The following is a 19563-nucleotide window of genomic DNA, read 5'->3' on the forward strand; positions in this document are numbered from 1 at the left end:
TCAAAATTTGCTTTTAAAAATTTGAGGTTTTGAAAGATTTATGAACTTTCGAAAATTTTTTAAATTTTCGAATGTTTACGAAACTTGTGTTCGACAACCCCAAATATGAAATATTTGGAGGAATTTAATGGGGAAAAATGCATGGGGACTGGTTGATGCATTTTTTGATCAGTACAATTTGGTAGACCATCATATAAAATCCTATAACGACTTTGTAGACCACCGAATACAAGATATAATCGATATAACTGAACCTATTGTGCTCGAACAAGGCGAATACAAAGTAGAAACAGGCAAATTAGAGATTAGAAAACCATTTATTAAAGAAGCTGACGGATCAAAAAGTGTAATATATCCAACAGAAGCAAGACTTAGAAATTTAACTTATTCTGCACATATGTATCTGGAAATGGCCCTCATAAAAGAAGGAGAACCAAAACCAGATTTAGAGAAAGTATATATTGGCGAACTACCTGTAATGCTTAAATCCAACATATGCCACTTAAATGGATTAAACGAAAGAGAATTACAGGAAAAGAAAGTCGGAGAAGATCCACAAGATCCCGGCGGATATTTCATTGTAAATGGTTCTGAAAGAGCTATTGTAACAATGGAAGAAATAGCACCTAACAAAATCATTCTTGAACGTATAGGCGAAAGAGAAGATAGACGTGCTAGAGCTATTGTAACATCAATTAAAAGCGGATTTAGAGCTCGAATAACTTTAGAATACAGAAAACCTAGGAAAAAAGGAGTATTCCTGAGAATATCATTCCCATATGTTCCAGGAGAAATACCTCTTGTTGTTTTACTACGTGCGCTTGGGCTTGAAACTGATGAAGAATTAGTAACAAGTGTTTCAGATGAAAATGATATACAGTTCCTTTTAATAGACGATATCCAGACTTCAGAAGTAATGACCAGATATGACGCTGTTAAATACATCGGTAACAGGGTCGCAAAAGGTATGACTGAAGAGTACAGGATCAAAAGGGCTGAAGATGTAATAGACAGATATTTATTACCTCACATGGGCGTTGACCCTGAAAACAGGGCGGATAAAGCCACATATTTAGCTGAAATGACAGAAATGTTGCTTCAGGTTATTTTTGAAACTCGTGAACCACACGATAAGGACCATTACGCTAACAAAAGGCTCAGAGTATCTGGTGACCTTATGGAAGACCTATTTAGAGTCGCATTTACAAGTTTAACCAGAGATATGACATATCAGCTTGAGCGAAGCCTTGCAAGAGGAAAAGAACCTTCTGTAAAGCAGGCTGTAAGGTCTGATGTACTTACAGAAAACATAAAACATGCTATCGCTACAGGAAACTGGGTTGGTGGAAGAGCTGGTGTAAGCCAGTTACTCGACAGAACAAGTTATATGGGAACATTATCTCACCTTAAAAGGGTTGTTTCACCTTTAAGCAGGAGCCAGCCTCACTTTGAAGCTCGTGATTTGCACCCAACACAGTTCGGGAAAATATGTCCAAACGAAACCCCAGAGGGACCAAATTGTGGGCTCGTTAAAAACCTTGCACTTCTTGCAAAGATATCTGAAGGGTCAGATCCAACTGAAATTGAAAATGTAATTAAGAAAATGGGAGTTTTAAGTTCCAAGTAAAGGGGTTAAAGCGTGAAAAAGTGTAAAATTTACATTAATGGTAAGCTCATAGGAGCTTGTGACGATCCAGAGGACTTCGTAGAGCAAATGAGGGAAAAAAGGAGAAGCGGCGAAGTCTCTCATGAAATGAACATTACTCATTATCCAGAAACTGATGAAATCTATATATTCAACGATCCCGGAAGGACAAGAAGACCTCTTATAGTAGTTAAAAACGGTGAATCAATGCTCAAAGATGAGCATATTGATGCTATAGAAGCTGGCGAACTTGGATGGGACGATCTCATAACCCAAGGTATAATTGAATATTTAGATGCTGAAGAAGAAGAAAACACATATATTGCCATGTTTGGGGATCATATAACAGAAGACCACACTCATCTTGAAATTGATCCTTCTACAATGCTGGGAATATGTGCAGGTATTATTCCTTATTCTAACCACAACTCATCCCCAAGGAATACAATGGAAGCAGGGATGACAAAACAGGCTTTAGGGCTTTACGTTTCTAATTTTGCTTTAAGAACAGATACAAGAGCTCACCTTTTACATCAACCTCAAGTTCCTTTAGTTAAAACAAGGTCAATAGATGCAACTAACTACGATGCAAGACCTTCAGGTCAAAACTTTGTAGTTGCAGTTATATCCTACGAAGGGTACAACATGGAAGATGCATTGATACTTAACAAAGCATCCATCGAAAGAGGGCTTGCAAGATCATCATTCTTTAGATCATATGAAGCTTCAGAAAGAAGGTATCCTGGTGGACAGGAAGATAAATTCGAACTACCAGAAAAAACCGTTAGAGGACACAGAGGAGAAGAAGTTTACAGGTACCTCGACGAAGACGGTATAATAAATCCAGAAGTTGAAGTTAAATCGGGTGATGTTTTAATAGGTAAAACTTCTCCTCCAAGGTTCCTTGAAGAAATAGATGAATTTGGAACAGTTGCAGAGAGAAGACGTGAAACATCCATCACTGTAAGACATGGTGAAAAAGGTGTTGTTGATGCTGTAATGGTTACAGAAACTGTTGAAGGAAGTAAACTCGCTAAGATAAGAGTTCGTGATCAGAGGCAACCTGAATTTGGTGATAAATTTGCATCAAGGCACGGACAGAAAGGAGTTGTTGGACTTATAGTTTCACAGGAAAACATGCCGTTCACAGCAGACGGTATCGTTCCAGATTTAATGGTAAACCCACACGCTATCCCATCAAGGATGTCTGTTGGTCAAGTTATTGAGATGCTTGCTGGAAAAGCCGGTGCTATGGAAGGAAGAAGAATGGATGGAACTCCATTTACTGGAGCAGACGAAGAAGGTTTAATTAAAGATCTTCTTAAAGAAAACGGGTTCGAAACAGCCGGACGTGAATCACTATACAATGGAATAACCGGTGAAAGAATAGAAGCTGAAATATTTATAGGGGTCGCTTTCTACCAGAAATTACACCACATGACTTCTGACAAAGTATATGCAAGGTCAAGAGGACCGGTACAGGTTTTAACAAGACAACCTACAGAAGGAAGGGCAAGAGAAGGTGGTTTAAGGTTTGGGGAAATGGAAAGAGACTGTCTCATTGCTCACGGTGCAGCACTTGCACTTAAAGAAAGGCTTCTTGATGAATCAGATAAGTACGAAGCAATTGTATGTTCCGAGTGCGGAATGATTGGAGTTTATGACAGAATAAGGGGAAGAAAATACTGTCCAATATGTGGAGATTCAGAATCATTCCCTGTAGAAATCTCTTATGCGTTTAAATTACTTTTAGATGAGCTTAAGAGTTTATGCATATTCCCAAAACTCGTGCTTAAGGATAAAGCATAATCAAAAATCAACATCATTAATTTATGGGTTTAAAATTTAAAAAAAATAGGAGTGAATATTTTGCAAGGAATTTTAAAGAAAATTTCCCAGATTAACTTTGGTCTGATGTCTCCGGATGACATAAGAAAAATGTCAGTTACCAAGATAGTAACTCCAGATACATACGACGAGGATGGATATCCAATAGAAGCGGGGCTCATGGATCCAAGGCTCGGAGTTATTGATCCTGGACTTAAATGTAGATCATGCGGGTCAAAGGGAGGAGACTGTCAAGGACACTTTGGTCACATAAATATTGCAAGACCAGTAATTCACGTGGGTTTTGCAGACACCATCCACAAAATTTTAAGGTCAACCTGTAAAGAATGCTCAAGAGTATTGCTTACAGACACAGAAATTGTGGACTACAAAGATAAAATTGACACTTTAGTTAAAAATGAAGAAAGTTTAACCGATATCATAAAAGAAATTTACACTGTCGCAAGACGTGATAAATGCCCTCACTGTGATGCAGAACAGGAAGATGTCAAAATAGACAAACCAGTGTCTATTGTAGAAGGTAATTACAAATTAACTCCAAGTGAAGTAAGAGAAAGGCTTGAAAAGATCCCAGATGAAGATCACATGCTTTTAGGAGTAAATCCAAAGGTTGCAAAACCTGAATGGATGGTTTTAACTGTTTTACCAGTTCCTCCAGTTACTGTAAGGCCATCCATAACTCTAGAAACAGGAGAAAGGTCTGAGGATGATTTAACTCACAAACTTGTCGATATTTTAAGAATCAACCAGAGACTAAAAGAAAACATGGAAGCTGGTGCTCCTCAACTTATCGTTGAAGATTTATGGGAACTTCTCCAGTACCACGTTACAACTTATTTTGATAATGAAGCATCAGGTGTACCCCCTGCAAGACACAGGTCCGGAAGGCCGCTCAAGACACTTGCACAACGTCTTAAAGGTAAAGAAGGACGTTTCAGAAGTAACTTATCTGGTAAGAGGGTTAACTTTTCAGCGAGGACTGTTATATCTCCTGATCCAAATATAAGTATAAACGAAGTCGGTGTTCCAGAAATGATTGCAAAAGAAGTTACAGTACCAATATATGTAACTCCTTGGAACATGGAAGAAATGAAAGAATACATCAGAAACGGTCCAAATGTGCACCCTGGAGCAAACTACGTGGAAAGACCTGATGGAAGGAAAGTGAGAGTATACGAAGAAACTAAAGAAGCAGTAATTGAAAGATTAGAACCTGGTTTCAGAGTAGAAAGACACTTAATAAATGGGGATATTGTACTGTTTAACAGGCAGCCTTCACTTCACAGGATGTCAATGATGGCACACGAAGTTAGAGTTTTACCATACAAAACATTCAGACTTAACTTATGTGTATGCCCTCCATACAACGCTGATTTTGACGGAGACGAAATGAACATGCACGTTTTCCAGACCGAAGAATCACGTGCAGAAGCTAAATCATTAATGAGAGTTCAAGAACACATCTTATCTCCAAGGTTTGGTGGACCAATTATTGGAGGAATTCACGATCATATATCTGGAGCATATCTACTAACTAGATTAGGCTCAGAGTATGAAGAAGATGAAGTATTCCAGATAGTAAAACGTGCTAGAATGCCATTACCAGATCCAAAAGGGGAAAAATGGACTGGAAAGGAAATATTCTCACTACTACTCCCTGAAAATATGAACATGGTCTTCAAAGCAGAGATCTGCAGGAAATGTGACGAATGTCTGAAACAGGAATGTAAAAACGACGCTTATGTAGTCATAGAAGACGGACAACTGAAAATGGGTGTAATTGATGATAAATCATTCGGATCATTTGCAGGAAATATTCTTGATGCAGTAGTTAAAGAGTACGGTACCGACAGTGCTAGGGAATTCTTAGATTCTGCAACCAAACTTGCGATTTCTGGAATTATGACAAGAGGATTTACAACAAGTACAGCAGACGAAGAAATTCCTCAAGAAGCACAGGACAGGATTGAAGAACTTTTATCCAGATCCGAACGTAAAGTTGAAAATCTCATTGAAGCTTACAACAACGAAGAACTTGAAGCACTCCCTGGAAGAAGTCTCGAAGAAACACTCGAGATGAAAATAATGCAGGAACTGGGTGAAGCAAGGGACAAATCAGGGGTAATTGCAGAAAGTTACTTTGACATCAACAAGAACCATGCAGTAGTCATGGCACTTACAGGTGCAAGGGGTTCCATGCTTAACCTGACTCAGATAGCGGCTTGTGTAGGGCAGCAGTCTGTCCGTGGTGGTAGGATCGACAGGGGTTACAGTGAAAGAACACTTCCTCACTTTAAGAAAAGAGAATTAGGTGCAAAATCACGTGGTTTTGTACACTCAAGTTACAAATCAGGGCTTGACCCACTGGAATTTTTCTTCCACGCTATGGGTGGTAGAGAAGGTCTTGTAGATACAGCTATACGTACCGCACAGAGTGGTTACATGCAGCGTAGGCTTGTAAATGCTTTGCAAGATTTAAGCGTCAGACCAGATGGAACTGTAAGGGACAACAGAGGAGTTATTATTCAAACTGTGTACGGTGAAGATTTAGTTGACCCTGCAAAAAGTGATTACGGAAAAATAGTTGATTTAGATAAGGTAATCGATGAGATAAGGATTAAAACCAGTAAATAACATTTACTGTAATCCTGTTTAATATTTTTGAGTTTTATAAAAATTTAAAGTAGTTGGGTGGTTTCGTGCCAGAAGAACGTGTTATGAAAATCATAAAGAAGAAAAAAGCTAATTTTCCTGAAAGTTTAATTGATGAAATAGCTGCTGCCGCCGAAAGACGCGAGTTAAGTGATAAAGAACTTGGAGAACTAATAGACAGAATCATAAAAGCATATGAACGTGCTAAAGTGGAAGATGGTGAAGCAGTAGGTACAGTAGCAGCACAATCTGTGGGAGAACCAGGTACCCAGATGACAATGAGAACATTTCACTATGCAGGGGTAGCTGAATTAAACGTTACACTCGGTCTTCCAAGGTTAATTGAGATCGTTGATGCAAGGAAAAAAATATCAACTCCAACCATGGCCATATATTTTGAAGAAGAATACATGGATGATGAGGAGTTTGTAAGAAGAATAGCCAACCAGATTGGTAAAAGCAGCATGAATGACATTTTAAAGAATTTTAATCTTAATTACGCCGACATGAATGTTATTGTAGAACTTGATTTAGAGAAGATTGAAGATAAAAGATTAGATCTTGATGACATTATGAAGCGAATAGAAAAAGCTTTTAAAAGAGTAGAAATAGATAACAATATACTAAGTTTTGAACCTCCATCACCAAGTATAAGAGAACTGAGACTGCTTGCTGATAAAGTTCGCGACCTTCAAATCAGTGGTGTAAAAAATATCGGAAAAGTAGTTATAAGTAGAGAAGGTCAAGAATGGGCTATACACACAGAAGGTTCAAACCTTGGATCCGTTTTAAAAATGGAAGGTATTGACAAAATCAGAACCACTACAAATGACATACACGAAATAGAAAAAGTTCTGGGAATAGAAGCAGCCAGAAATTCAATAATTAAAGAAGCACAGACTACAATGGAAGAACAAGGTCTTACAGTAGATGTAAGGCACATTATGCTTGTTGCAGATATGATGACTGCAGATGGTTCTGTAAAATCCATAGGTAGACACGGTATAAGCGGTGAGAAAGCAAGTGTCCTGGCAAGAGCTTCTTTTGAAGAAACTGGAAAACACCTCTTACGAGCCAGCATAAGAGGAGAAATTGACCACCTCACCGGAATAATAGAAAATATTATAATTGGACAGCCAATACCACTTGGAACAGGTTCTGTTGGCGTCGTTATGAAACCAAGATCATAAAAAAAGATGAGTTCATACTTATCCAATAATTCATGATAAACGAGAGAATAGGAGGCAACACATGGACGTAGATAGAGGAATTAGGGTTGCTGTAGATACAGGAACCGTTACATTAGGGTCTGACAAATCAGTTCAGGCTTTAAAATTAGGCAAAGGAAAACTGGTGATCATTGCAAGTAATTGCCCTGAAGAAACTAGGGAAGATGTAATGCATTATTCAAAATTATCAGATATTCCTGTTTATACATATGAAGGTTCAAGCGTAGACCTTGGATCTGTATGTGGTAAGCCATTTACAGTAGCTACGCTTATTATAAGGGATCCTGGAGATTCCACAATATTAGAAGTTATGGGGTAATTTCTGTGACTATAAAATTTACAACAAATGAAATAAGATACATAGCTCTCTTTGAGAGCATGACTGGTGCGATGGTCAAAGATTGTATTGTTGACGATGAAAGTGCAAAAATAACTTTCCTTGTAAAAAAGGGAGATATGGGACTTGCAATCGGAAAAAGAGGCAGTACAGTGACTAAAGTCCAGAAGACAGTTGATAAAGGTGTCGAAGTCATAGAACATTCAGAAGATCCTGTAGAATTTATTACAAATCTTATGGCCCCAGCCAAAGTTAGAAGTATCCGAATACTTCAAAAAGAAAATGGTCAAAAAATCGCCACTGTAGAAACAGATCCTAGAAATAAAAGGACTGCTATAGGAAAAGGCGGTAAAAATATAGAAAGAGCAAGACTACTGGCAAAAAGACAACATAATATAAACAACATTGTAATAAAATAATCTAAATAATCCATTTATAGTATTAATAGATTAATGTTAAGTAGTTTAAACTGTATTTTGCAAGTAGTATAACAAATGATAATGAGGAGGAATCACGTTTGCCGGGACTTTTTGCAGCAAAAAAACTTAAAAAAAATAGACAGAACTTCAAATGGAAGGATGTTGAATACAAAAGGAAAGCTTTAAGATTAGACGTTAAAGCAGACCCATTAGAAGGCGCACCTCAAGCAAGAGGAATCGTAATTGAAAAAGTAGGTATAGAAGCAAAACAGCCTAACTCTGCTATACGAAAATGTGTAAGGGTTCAACTCATCAAAAACGGGAAGCAGTTAACTGCATTTGCTCCTGGAGATGGTGCTATCGGATTTATAGATGAGCACGATGAAGTTGTAATCGAAGGAATTGGTGGCCCTTCTGGAAGATCCATGGGTGATATTCCTGGAGTAAGATGGAAGGTTACAAAAGTAAATAATGTAGCCTTAGAAGAAATGGTAAAAGGTAAGATAGAAAAACCTGTAAGATAATCATTTTGATATTTAGTATATAAATCGTTAGATTAACGACTTATTTACTATTTGCACCAAATAAATAAAACGAAAACCAGTGAGGTAATTTCATGAGTAAAGTTTTTGATAAATGGGATTTAGAAGAGGTGAAAGTTGAGGACCTAGGTCTTGTAAATTATATTTGCTTAGACGAAATATTAGTTCCACATACCTTGGGAAGACACGTCAAAAGACAGTTCGCCAAATCAAAAGTTTCAATCGTTGAAAGATTAATGAATAAAATCATGAGGACACATATAAACTCAGGTAAGAAAAACAAAGCTTACAGTATCGTAAGAGATGCATTTGAAGTTATAAATAAACGTTCAAAAGAGAATCCTCTACAAATATTAGTTAAAGCCGTTGAAAACACTGCCCCACGAGAAGAAATTACAAGGGTAAAATACGGTGGTATCGGATACCAGGTAGCGGTAGATATAGCACCTCAAAGAAGAGTAGACTTAGCAATTGGGTTTATAACAAGAGGAGCTATGCAGTCTGCATTCAAAAGGAAACGATCAGCAGCAGAATGTTTAGCTGATGAATTATTACTTGCAGCTGAGTATGATACCAGAAGTTTTGCAATTGGAAAGAAAGATGAGAAAGAGCGAATTGCAAGATCTGCACACTAAACTTTAAATTTTTTAAATTAAGTAGATATTACGGCATATATATTAAAAAGATGAATCTATTCAAGTCTAAACTGTATTCTAAACTTAGGCCAAAATATATAAGTTACTAATATATACTATAAAGATAGGGCATATCAATCTATTATTATATTAAACTAGTAATCTAAAATGCCTTAAAAATATCTGCTTTTTAACTATTTTATAATTACCAGGTGATTATAGTGAGTAGACGGACTAAAATGATTAATAAGATTAAAGAATTGATGTACCAGCCCAAAAATATAAGAAATATTGGGATAGTTGCCCACATCGATCACGGGAAAACAACCCTTTCGGACAACTTACTTGCTGGTGCAGGAATGATATCCACCGAACTTGCGGGAGATCAGAGATTTCTTGATTTCGACGAGCAAGAACAGGCAAGGGGTATCACCATCGATGCAGCAAACGTGTCAATGGTACACAAATACAAAGATTCAGAATACCTGATTAACCTTATAGATACACCAGGTCACGTTGACTTTGGTGGAGACGTAACACGTGCAATGAGAGCTGTAGACGGTGCAGTAGTAGTAATATGTGCTGTTGAAGGAATCATGCCTCAAACAGAAACTGTACTAAGGCAAGCTCTAAAAGAAAACGTAAAACCTGTTTTATTCATTAACAAGGTTGACCGTCTCATAAACGAGTTAAAATTAGACTCCACTGAACTTCAACAGAGGTTCATAAAAATCATCGCTTCTGCAAACAAGATCATAAGATCAATGGCTCCAGAAGAACTTAAAGACGACTGGCTTGCCAAAGTAGATGATGGAAGTGTAGCATTTGGTTCTGCATACCATAACTGGGCTATAAATGTCCCAATTATGCAGCAAACAGGTATAACTTTTAAAGATATTTACCAGTACTGTAAAGACGAAAACCAGAAAGAATTAGCTCAAAAAGCACCAATTACTGAAGTTTTACTGGATATGGTTATAGAACATTTACCAAGCCCTGAAGTATCCCAGAGATACAGGGTACCAGCAATCTGGGCCGGAGACATCGAAAGTGAAGAAGGACAAGGTATGTTAAACACAAGTCCAGATTCACCACTAGCTGTAATGGTTACAAACATCAGTATAGATAAGCATGCAGGTGAAATAGCAACTGGCCGTGTTTACGGTGGAACAATAGAAAAAGGTACTGAAATCTACATGGTAGGTTCACATGGTAAAGCAAGAACCCAGCAGGTAGGAGTATACTTCGGTCCAGAAAGGATCAACACCGACAAAGTTCCAGCAGGAAACATAGTTGCAATAACCGGTGCAAGAAATGCTGTAGCTGGGGAAACAATCTCCGAACCTGGAAGGAAAATTAAAGCGTTCGAAGGATTAGAACACATTTCAGAACCAGTAGTTACAGTTGCTGTTGAAGCTAAAAACACCAAAGATCTTCCAAAACTCATAGAAGTTTTAAGACAGGTCGGAAAAGAAGACCCAACAGTACGAATTGAAATTAACGAAGAAACTGGTGAACACCTCATAGCAGGTATGGGTGAACTTCACCTTGAAATTATCACTTACAGAATCGACCAAAAAGGTGTAGAAATAGAAACTTCACCACCAATCGTTGTATACAGAGAAACAATCGCCGGCAAAGCCGGACCAGTTGAAGGAAAATCTCCTAACAAACACAACAGATTCTACATTGAAATCGAACCACTAGAAGACACACTATTCCAAGCCTTACAACAGAAAAAAATTAAAGAAGGCAAAATAAAAGGAAAAGAAGAAGTTGCAAAATTCCAGGAATACGGCCTTGAAAAAGAAGAAGCGAGAAAAGTCTGGGATGTACACGAAAGAAGTTTATTCATAAACATGACCCGTGGTATACAGCACCTTGACGAAATCAAAGAGCTTTTACTTGAAGGTTTCGAAAGCGCACTCGACGACGGCCCAATCGCAAGAGAAAGAGTCATGGGTATAAAAATAAAACTCATGGATGCAAAGATTCACGAAGACGCAGTACACAGAGGTCCAGCACAGGTTTTACCTGCTATAAGGAAAGCTGTATACGGAGCTATCATGATGGCCAACCCAACATTACTCGAACCGCTACAGAAAGTATTTATCAACACTCCTCAAGACTACATGGGCTCAGCAACCAGAGAAGTACAGAACAGAAGAGGTCAAATTGTCGACATGCAGCAAGAAGGTGACATGATGACCCTCGAATCCAAAGTACCTGTTGCAGAAATGTTTGGATTTGCGGGAGACATAAGATCTGCCACAGAAGGTAGATGTTTATGGTCAACAGAAAGTGCAGGTTTCGAAAGATTACCTGCAGAGCTTCAAAAACAAATTATAAGACAGATAAGAGATAGAAAAGGATTAAGTCCTGAACCATACGGACCAGATCACTACTTAGGATAAATAAGTTTCACAGCTAATTATCCATTATCTCATCTTTTTTATTTTGAAAATATGAAGCCAAACCATAAAACTTAATAGAGATTATCCCAAAATATTGGTATTCTCAAACTAATCAGTATATGATTTTGAATGGAGTGACGGAAATTTTCGTAAATTTCCTGAACCCAAAATTTTTGGAGGTTGAAGAAAATCTCATTTGAGATTTTCGAAACCGGGGAAACTTGTTTCCTCGGCCGCAAAACTGTCAAAATCAAAGATTTTGACGCCATGAAAATTTTCAATTTTCACAGGCTTTGTTTTGCGGGCCCCAAAAATGAAAATTTTTGGAGGTTAATTAAATGGCAAAAGGAAAAGAACACATAAACTTAGCGTTTATTGGACACGTAGACCACGGTAAATCTACACTTGTTGGACACGTATTACTTCAGTCTGGAGCTATCGCAGAGCAGCAGCTCTCAGATGGTGAAAACAAGTTCAGATTTGTCATGGATAAATTGACAGAAGAAAGAGAAAGAGGGGTTACAATCGACCTTGCTCACGCAAAATTCGAAACTCCTAAATATGAGTTCACAATTGTGGACTGTCCTGGTCACAGAGATTTTGTTAAAAACATGATTACAGGAGCATCACAGGCTGACGCTGCTGTATTAGTTGTCGCTATTGACGACGGTATCATGCCACAGACCAAGGAACACATTTTCCTTGCAAGAACACTCGGTATCAACCAGTTAATCATTGGTATAAACAAAATGGACCTCGTAAAATACGACGAAGCAAAATTCAACGCACTTAAAGATGAATTAGGCGCACTCATTAAGACCGTAGCATACGACCCAGCTAAAGTACACTTTATACCACTCTCTGCATTCGAAGGAGACAACATCAAAGAAAACAGTGCAAACACCCCATGGTACAAAGGCCCTGCGCTCGTACCTGCACTTGACGAATTCTCCGCACCAGAAAAACCAACTAACTTACCATTAAGGGTACCTATTCAGGATGTTTACTCCATTACAGGGGTCGGAACCGTACCTGTTGGAAGAATAGAAACTGGTATAATGAAAAAAGCGGACAATGTTATATTTGAACCAGCTGGAAAAGCTGGAGAGGTTAAATCTATCGAGATGCACCACGAAATGATGGACTCCGCAGAACCTGGGGACAACGTCGGTTTCAACGTAAGAGGTGTCGGTAAAAACGATATCAGAAGAGGAGACGTAGCAGGACACACTGACAACGCTCCAACCGTTGCAAAAGAATTCACAGCACAGATTGTTGTTATGCAGCACCCTGGTGTTATCACCGTCGGTTACACACCTGTATTCCACTGTCACACAGCTCAGGTCGCATGTACTTTCTTAGAATTAGTACAGAAAATGAACCCTGCAACTGGTGCAGTTGAAGAAAAGAACCCTGACTTCCTCAAAACAGGTAACGCAGCAATCGTTAAAGTTAAACCAACCAAACCAATGGTTATTGAAAACGTCAAAGAAATTCCACACATGGGAAGATTCGCTATCAGAGATATGGGTCAGACCGTAGCTGCTGGAATGTGTATTGACATAGTTAAAGCAAAATAAGAATTAGGAATTAATTCCTAACCTTCTTTTTTATATTTTGGAGTCGAAGGAAACTTTGGTTTCCTGAGTCACAAAAATTTTCAATTTTTGGAGAAGATTTAAATGCACAAAGCAAGAATTAAACTTACAGGAACAGACCCAGAAAAATTACAATTTGTCTGCGACCAGTTAAGAAGAATCGCAGAAAGAACAGGCGTTGACATGTCCGGCCCAATCCCACTCCCAACCAAAAAGTTAGTGGTACCAACCAGAAAATCTCCAGATGGAGAAGGAAAAGCTACCTGGGAAAAATGGGAACTAAGAATCCACAAAAGACTTGTTGGAATCGAAGCCGATGAAAGGGCAATGAGACAAGTCATGAAAGTAAACGTTCCTGATAATGTAAGTATAGAAATAGAACTTAAAAGCTAATTTATTTTAATAGCTTTAGAATTATTTTGATTAGCTTAAACTACGTTTTAAGCTTTTAAACACTTTAATTACTGGATGGTCAACGAAGATTTAATCAGTTGATCAAAAAGTATTTAATTAACTATTGATAAATAGAGAAATCTACTCAAAAATCCAATGCCGGGATAGCCAGCCCAACCTTTTTTCAGAAAAAAGGTTGATCAAAAAATGATAAATCGGAAAATAAATAAAAAAAATCCAATGCCGGGATAGCCTAGCCAGGAAAGGCGCGGGACTTGAGATCCCGTGGAGCTTTGCTCCTCCAGGGTTCAAATCCCTGTCCCGGCGTGTAACTTACAGCTACTTTTCTACTTATTTTAAAATATTATCAATTAATCAAAAACTCAAACTTTTTACTTAACCAAATCTAAATCATCTCCCCAATATTCAACATAATATTTTTTTAAAACAAATCAAAAATTTGGACTTATTTATAAAAAAATATTTTACAAAACTACCAAAAGAGGCACTGCATATATATACTGAAACTCCAACAAAGGAATATTTTGATTACGACTAATTAAATGAATACATTGATCTAAATTATAACAAATAACCGACAAGATAAAACATAAAGCACTCCTAAAATGATAAAACCACTAAGAATTAGTATAGATCAAAATTTTAATGAATTTTAACCCCCAATAATATAACTATGGAAATTATGAATTTAACAACAAGTTTAATCTTGTTTCTAAATGTCACGCTACTATCTATTTTAGTCCCTGGAGGACCAGTAGAAAACAGAGACTTTGATTACTTAAAGAAGACTCCGATTATATATTATGGATTCAGTATTTTCCTCATATCACTCATATTGATATCACTAGCCCTATGCTATTTTATACTTTTAGATAACCTATGGGCATTTAAAGTTTCCCTGGCTGTAGGTGCGCTGTACTTCATGGTTTACATACTTGACCTTTTAAAAATATTTCCCAGATCACCAACTCCCATGTCAAAAACGTTGATGTTAATTGAAATAATTAACATGATGCTCGCACTGCTTCTGGTTATTTTTTCTCTGGCCAGGCTGTCTATTTAAAACAGCGCCTCTCTTTTATAATAAAAACAAGCCCAAAAAACAGTACCACATATATACCAAATGTTTGAAAGTTGGGGATCTTCCAATTAAAAGTAATGAAATAAAAACATTGGCTCAAACTGTAAAATAGTAAAAACAAATTAAATCGATTTCTTGAAACTTAGGAAAGATCAAGAAAATTTTCAATTTAATCTCAAAAATCCAGTCACATTCGCCGTCCATCATAAAGTAACAACTAAAACTTAATTTCAATCTATTTATCCTAAAAATTAAATATTAACTCATTTTGATTTATTGAGTTTGTTCCTGTAATAATTAGAATATATCGCTCCTAAAGGGTTATGAGCAAGTACTCTATCCTTCACAGCCAGAGTAGTTACTGGTGCTTCTGAATGTTCAGTAAATAATATATCATGACCAATACAAAGGCCAATTATAATATTAAGATCCGTTTTTTTCTTGTTTAGAAATGATGCTTGACCAATAGGGTTGCACATGGTCTCATCACGGGTTTTATCAATTTTATCTAAATCAAACTCTGTTTTATCAATTCCACAGACCTTACAACATGTAGAATATACCTTAAAATGCTCTTTAAATATAGAATATATTTCTCTGGATTCTTTTTCTAATCCAATACAGAATGCAAGTCCTATTTTCTTATAACCCATCTTTTCTCCAAAAAGAATTATTTCTTCTATACGGGTTTTTTTCATGTAATATTCTGCCTCCACAGAAGCGGCAGTTTTAATTAGAGAAATTTCACGTTCCCCATAAAGTTCTTTCATTTCTTCTGCAAGTTTAAGGCAATCTTTTCCATTTCGGCATTCTTTTTCCGGACATACCGCACAATTCAATATACAACCTCCCTATAATACACTTATTTATAGCCAGGTTTATTATTGTATTGCTCTACCTGAAATTTTGGAAAATAAATACAAAAACCTAACTGTAAAATTAAATTTATTATAAAAAAATAAAATTAGTATAAACATGCAAATAGTGCTACAAAAAGAAACGTTTTAATTCCTGTGCAATTGGCTCAGGCTTGCCATAATCTTGAGCTGAGTCATGGTTAAGGCCTTTAAGTTCAATGAGATTAGAATGGGGCAGTACCTCATTTAATGCATCTAAACTCTCTTTTAATAAAGATTGAGTCTTGTTACCTTCAAGCAGTAAAACTCTTGCAGGCACATTTTTGTAGTCATCAAGTGTCCCTTCAGTTTTCTCCACAAGATGTAATTCATCGCGCAGTGTAGGTATAAGTTCCTGATAAGATACATCATCACCTTTAACAGTCCTGACATTTATCCACAGTATAAATTTAACAAGGGGCACCATCATAAAGTCAGGTATGGGCTTAGTAAATTCAACTGAATCCTTTGTTAAGTCTACTGTTGCTTTGGCCACTTTACCTTCCGTTATATTTTTATTTAGATGTTGAATAGTGGTTTTAAACTGCTCCAGTTCAGGCTGTCCAGCGAAAACAAGAGGTTCATAAGCGGCGACTTTACGGATGGCAGGATTAGAAATAGCAGCATGCAGTGCAAAAAGTGCACCGTCAGCCGTTCCAAAGACATAATGTGCACCTGTCTTTTTAAGCAGAGCATTAAGATCTTCGTCTTCCTTTTCTATACTGTAATCTGCACCTACCGGCCCACTCATGCCACGGCCTCTGCGATCTGGGATGTATACAGTAAATTCATCTGAAAGCATAGTTCCAAGCTTCATAAGATGTTGTGACGCATTTACACCACCATGAAGGAGAATAATGCCTGGACCACTGCCCATTTGCCTGTATCCAATTTTAGTACCGTCTTTAGATATCACAGAACCTGTTTCATATATTTGTTTTGCATTGCCCATAAAATCACCCCTATTTTCCAAAAAAGAAAAATTAAAGTAATTTAACTTATTCCAGCTAATTTACTGATTTTTTAACTTGTCACGTTTTGCAGACACATTACTTATAAATTCTGCAACCTGTGCAATCATTATAAACCGATTTTATGTCAGTTTACTTAGATGGTTCTTTATATCCCATAACACATTGCTGTCATAGAAATCACCAGTACAATATATAAACTTAATAATTTAAGGTTTTCATATTTTTTTAAATAGTCCTGTTCAGGAAATAAAACAAAATAAACTTTAACTTTTTGGTTTAAACTATCCAAAAAATGTTATAAAATTGATAATTAAAAAAAATAGAAATTAATAACCATAATGCTACAAAAATTGAGTTTACATGATAATGACAGAGTAACTATAAAATTTACTCATTAAATAAAAGTTTTTTAAGCTCTTTTACATTTAATTCAATTAAAGGCCTTGCTTCAGGCTTAGCAAGTACTTGAAATTGTTCCAATTTAGTTTCAAGATATAAGTTATGCAATATATTCTGAAGTTCAGGAACAGGCATTTCTATGATTCTTTTTATGGTTAGAATCTCTTCCTCACTTAATTTATCAGTATAATCTTTTATTCTGACTTCAAACTCATCTACAGCATTTATATTTAAATTGATGTATTTCTTTATAGCATATGGAGGCATATGCTCAACTGCACGCAGTGCATTCCAAATATCCTTCTCATTAAGTTTTAACCCTAATGTTTCATTCAAATATTTTGTTGCCTTTGCTGCCCTTTCAGAACTGCCTCTTCCATAAACTCGAGATGCAAGGAATGCACTTACCAATATTGCAAGGAATACAAATGGTTGGTTTTGAGGAATGGATGAAAGAGGATATCCCAATGTATAAAATATAATAACTGTAAGTAAAACGCTTCCTGCTATGAATGTTAAAACAGCGAGGATAGCCGCAATTGTTTTATTTTTGATCAAATGACTTCACCATGTACTTATCATTTCGCCATGTATTTATAGTTTAAAGCAGATTTTTTTTTCATTATTTAATAGATGACCCAGATAAAGAATTGACTGTTAATGCATATTAGATACATAAAATCCTGAAATTTCAAAAATCAGATATGTTAATAGTGTACCTCAAATTCAACTCCCATTTTCACGCAATATTCATTCCGCCTTCAAACTGACCACATACTCATAGTTTTCGGGGGCTCTAGTTTTTGCGTTTTCATCAGATACAATTGCAACTTTTTTGCCGAAGTGTTCCAGCGCGGCCTGTAAATGGTAAACTGCAATACCTATACTTATAGTGTTGTACTTTTGAACCCTTGGTGCCTTATGTTCTTTTACAGCATAGGGTTTAGAGCTATAGACATGGATTATATTTTCATTACCTGTAAAAAACCACGGCTGGCTGTTACCTGCAGAAGGAGCTAGACGTGCCGCTTCTACTATTTCATCTGCACCTTTAACTGTACTTATCTCATTTAGGGATTTTCTCTTAAAATCCAAAGCACCCTTTCGATGTAATTCCTCTGGTTTTGATTTTTTAGGGTTTCCAAATGACATTACAATTACAAATTCCAGATCTGAATTTTTCAGCACGTCTTCATTGGGCCTTGGAGAACCCTGCCAACAGCTGCCTATATCATTTCCAGATAAGAAAAGGTCCATCTGCTGCAGCATATAACCTGCATTAACCAGGTAATCACCTTTAGGCTCTGAAAATATAACCATATAATGTGGTGCTTGTTTCTTCTTCGTTTCAACTTGTTCTAACGGTATAATTTTCACTTCAGTTTTGATGTCATTGTACATAGGTTTTAAACTTTTTATATGATTTGAAATTTCTTCTAGAGTTTTTTTATCAACTGGAGTTTGATCATACTTTTTAACCGACCTTCTTTTAAATATCGTACTATAATAATCAGTTTTTTCCATGATTTAACTCCTAAAAAGTTTATTTTGGATTAATTTATATTACTAAATTCAATATTATTAATATGTATAACTTGGGATATAATTGTAGAGACTATTTTGCCAGTGCCAAAAATAGACTTAAAAATTTTTTAATTAATTGCAATTAAATAGCTTAAAAATCATATACTTTTTATAAGAGTATAACAATACGCATTACAATAAAATGCAAGTTTTACCATGAAATTCAACTTATCAAAGGGAAAACAGAGATGATTCAATGAGAAGGATAGAAGGCAAGTTTCAACTGATAATAGGAATATTTTTCTTAGCATATTCTGCTTACCCCTTTTTAACTAAAGCATCCCTTGTACCATACATATTTTTCGCCCCGCTTGGTATCTGGAACATTATAGATGGGATATTTCAAAGAAAAAGTCATCAAAACAGGGTTTATCATCCAGGAATGTGGATTGCCATGGTACTCTGGAGCATGGTTATAGTTTACATCTACCTGTTCCAGCCAGCTTATGTAAAAGATCCGGTCTTTTATATTTACATTATACCATTTGTAATCATATTAGCCCTGGCTGTTTACGAACAGAAAAGGATAAGAAAATACCAGAAAGCAATAAAACCTTACGAAAATGCCATAAAAGCAAACCCTAAAGACACCACTGCATGGAACAATAAAGGGGCAACCATAGCTAAATTTAAGGCATACCCTGCAGCAATCCAGTGCTTTAATAAAGCAATAGAATTAAACCCAAAAGAGGCCGCGGCACTGTACAATATAGGCGTTGTCCTTATGGAACTGGGAAATCTTCAAGAGGCATTGAAATACTATAATATAGCCCAAGATTTAGATCCGGGATTTAAAAATGCCAAAAAAGCGGGCGAAATGATTTTAGAACTTTAATTACATTTAAAAATGTAATTTGCTTTTTTATATTGAATAATTAGATTTAATTCTTTTTTAA

Annotated in this window: 17 protein-coding genes and 1 tRNA gene; 14 read left to right on the forward strand and 4 right to left on the reverse strand. The window is 36.4% G+C overall.

Annotation, left to right across the window (positions count from 1 at the left end; translation table 11 throughout):
• Positions 1 to 127 precede the first annotated feature (127 nt).
• The 13 genes from AAGU07_RS06775 (at position 128) to AAGU07_RS06835 (ending at position 14796) form a co-directional block, all read left to right on the forward strand.
• Positions 128 to 1627, forward strand: a complete 1500-nt coding sequence (locus AAGU07_RS06775) for a DNA-directed RNA polymerase subunit B'' (protein ID WP_069582778.1) — start codon at positions 128 to 130, stop codon at positions 1625 to 1627.
• A gap of 12 nt (positions 1628 to 1639) precedes the next feature.
• Positions 1640 to 3454: a DNA-directed RNA polymerase subunit B gene (gene rpoB / locus AAGU07_RS06780; RefSeq protein WP_342458366.1), complete on the forward strand. Its 1815-nt coding sequence runs from the start codon at positions 1640 to 1642 to the stop codon at positions 3452 to 3454.
• A 60-nt stretch (positions 3455 to 3514) separates the two neighbouring features.
• Positions 3515 to 6127, forward strand: a complete 2613-nt coding sequence (locus tag AAGU07_RS06785) for a DNA-directed RNA polymerase subunit A' (protein ID WP_342458367.1) — start codon at positions 3515 to 3517, stop codon at positions 6125 to 6127.
• Between the two features lie 83 nt (positions 6128 to 6210).
• Positions 6211 to 7335, forward strand: coding sequence for a DNA-directed RNA polymerase subunit A'' (gene rpoA2, locus AAGU07_RS06790; protein WP_342459354.1), 1125 nt, complete (start codon positions 6211 to 6213; stop codon positions 7333 to 7335).
• 61 nt (positions 7336 to 7396) lie between these two features.
• Positions 7397 to 7693, forward strand: a complete 297-nt coding sequence (locus tag AAGU07_RS06795; protein WP_048080444.1) for a 50S ribosomal protein L30e — start codon at positions 7397 to 7399, stop codon at positions 7691 to 7693.
• Positions 7694 to 7698: 5 nt separating this feature from the next.
• A complete protein-coding gene (locus AAGU07_RS06800; RefSeq protein ID WP_048080445.1) occupies positions 7699 to 8130 on the forward strand; it encodes a NusA-like transcription termination signal-binding factor in 432 nt (143 codons plus the stop codon).
• Between the two features lie 98 nt (positions 8131 to 8228).
• Positions 8229 to 8654 carry a 30S ribosomal protein S12 gene (locus AAGU07_RS06805; protein WP_048080446.1) on the forward strand — a complete coding sequence of 142 codons (426 nt, stop codon included), beginning with the start codon at positions 8229 to 8231 and terminating at the stop codon, positions 8652 to 8654.
• Positions 8655 to 8746: 92 nt separating this feature from the next.
• The gene (locus tag AAGU07_RS06810) at positions 8747 to 9307 is read left to right on the forward strand and encodes a 30S ribosomal protein S7 (protein WP_069582783.1); all 561 of its coding nucleotides are present in this window, start codon (positions 8747 to 8749) and stop codon (positions 9305 to 9307) included.
• 221 nt (positions 9308 to 9528) lie between these two features.
• Positions 9529 to 11721, forward strand: coding sequence for an elongation factor EF-2 (locus tag AAGU07_RS06815; RefSeq protein WP_342458368.1), 2193 nt, complete (start codon positions 9529 to 9531; stop codon positions 11719 to 11721).
• A gap of 338 nt (positions 11722 to 12059) precedes the next feature.
• Positions 12060 to 13301 carry a translation elongation factor EF-1 subunit alpha gene (tuf, locus tag AAGU07_RS06820; RefSeq protein WP_069582785.1) on the forward strand — a complete coding sequence of 414 codons (1242 nt, stop codon included), beginning with the start codon at positions 12060 to 12062 and terminating at the stop codon, positions 13299 to 13301.
• Positions 13302 to 13403: 102 nt separating this feature from the next.
• A complete protein-coding gene (gene rpsJ / locus AAGU07_RS06825) occupies positions 13404 to 13712 on the forward strand; it encodes a 30S ribosomal protein S10 (RefSeq protein ID WP_048080450.1) in 309 nt (102 codons plus the stop codon).
• A 242-nt stretch (positions 13713 to 13954) separates the two neighbouring features.
• Positions 13955 to 14039 (forward strand) — tRNA-Ser (locus AAGU07_RS06830).
• A 376-nt stretch (positions 14040 to 14415) separates the two neighbouring features.
• The gene (locus tag AAGU07_RS06835) at positions 14416 to 14796 is read left to right on the forward strand and encodes a hypothetical protein (RefSeq protein WP_342458369.1); all 381 of its coding nucleotides are present in this window, start codon (positions 14416 to 14418) and stop codon (positions 14794 to 14796) included.
• A gap of 281 nt (positions 14797 to 15077) precedes the next feature.
• Here AAGU07_RS06835 and AAGU07_RS06840 read toward each other — a convergent pair whose 3' ends face one another.
• The 4 genes from AAGU07_RS06840 to AAGU07_RS06855 form a co-directional block, all read right to left on the reverse strand.
• Positions 15078 to 15653 carry a DUF1847 domain-containing protein gene (locus tag AAGU07_RS06840; protein WP_342458370.1) on the reverse strand — a complete coding sequence of 192 codons (576 nt, stop codon included), beginning with the start codon at positions 15651 to 15653 and terminating at the stop codon, positions 15078 to 15080.
• A 148-nt stretch (positions 15654 to 15801) separates the two neighbouring features.
• Entirely contained in the window at positions 15802 to 16662 is an 861-nt protein-coding gene (locus tag AAGU07_RS06845) for an alpha/beta hydrolase (RefSeq protein ID WP_342458371.1), read from the reverse strand.
• 409 nt (positions 16663 to 17071) lie between these two features.
• A complete protein-coding gene (locus tag AAGU07_RS06850; RefSeq protein ID WP_342458372.1) occupies positions 17072 to 17641 on the reverse strand; it encodes a hypothetical protein in 570 nt (189 codons plus the stop codon).
• A gap of 192 nt (positions 17642 to 17833) precedes the next feature.
• A complete protein-coding gene (locus AAGU07_RS06855; RefSeq protein ID WP_342458373.1) occupies positions 17834 to 18607 on the reverse strand; it encodes a nitroreductase family protein in 774 nt (257 codons plus the stop codon).
• Between the two features lie 256 nt (positions 18608 to 18863).
• Between AAGU07_RS06855 and AAGU07_RS06860 the strand changes: the two genes are divergently transcribed.
• A complete protein-coding gene (locus tag AAGU07_RS06860) occupies positions 18864 to 19502 on the forward strand; it encodes a tetratricopeptide repeat protein (RefSeq protein WP_342458374.1) in 639 nt (212 codons plus the stop codon).
• Positions 19503 to 19563 lie beyond the last annotated feature (61 nt).

Source organism: Methanobacterium sp., from assembly GCF_038562635.1.
In the GTDB taxonomy this organism is placed as follows: domain Archaea; phylum Methanobacteriota; class Methanobacteria; order Methanobacteriales; family Methanobacteriaceae; genus Methanobacterium_D.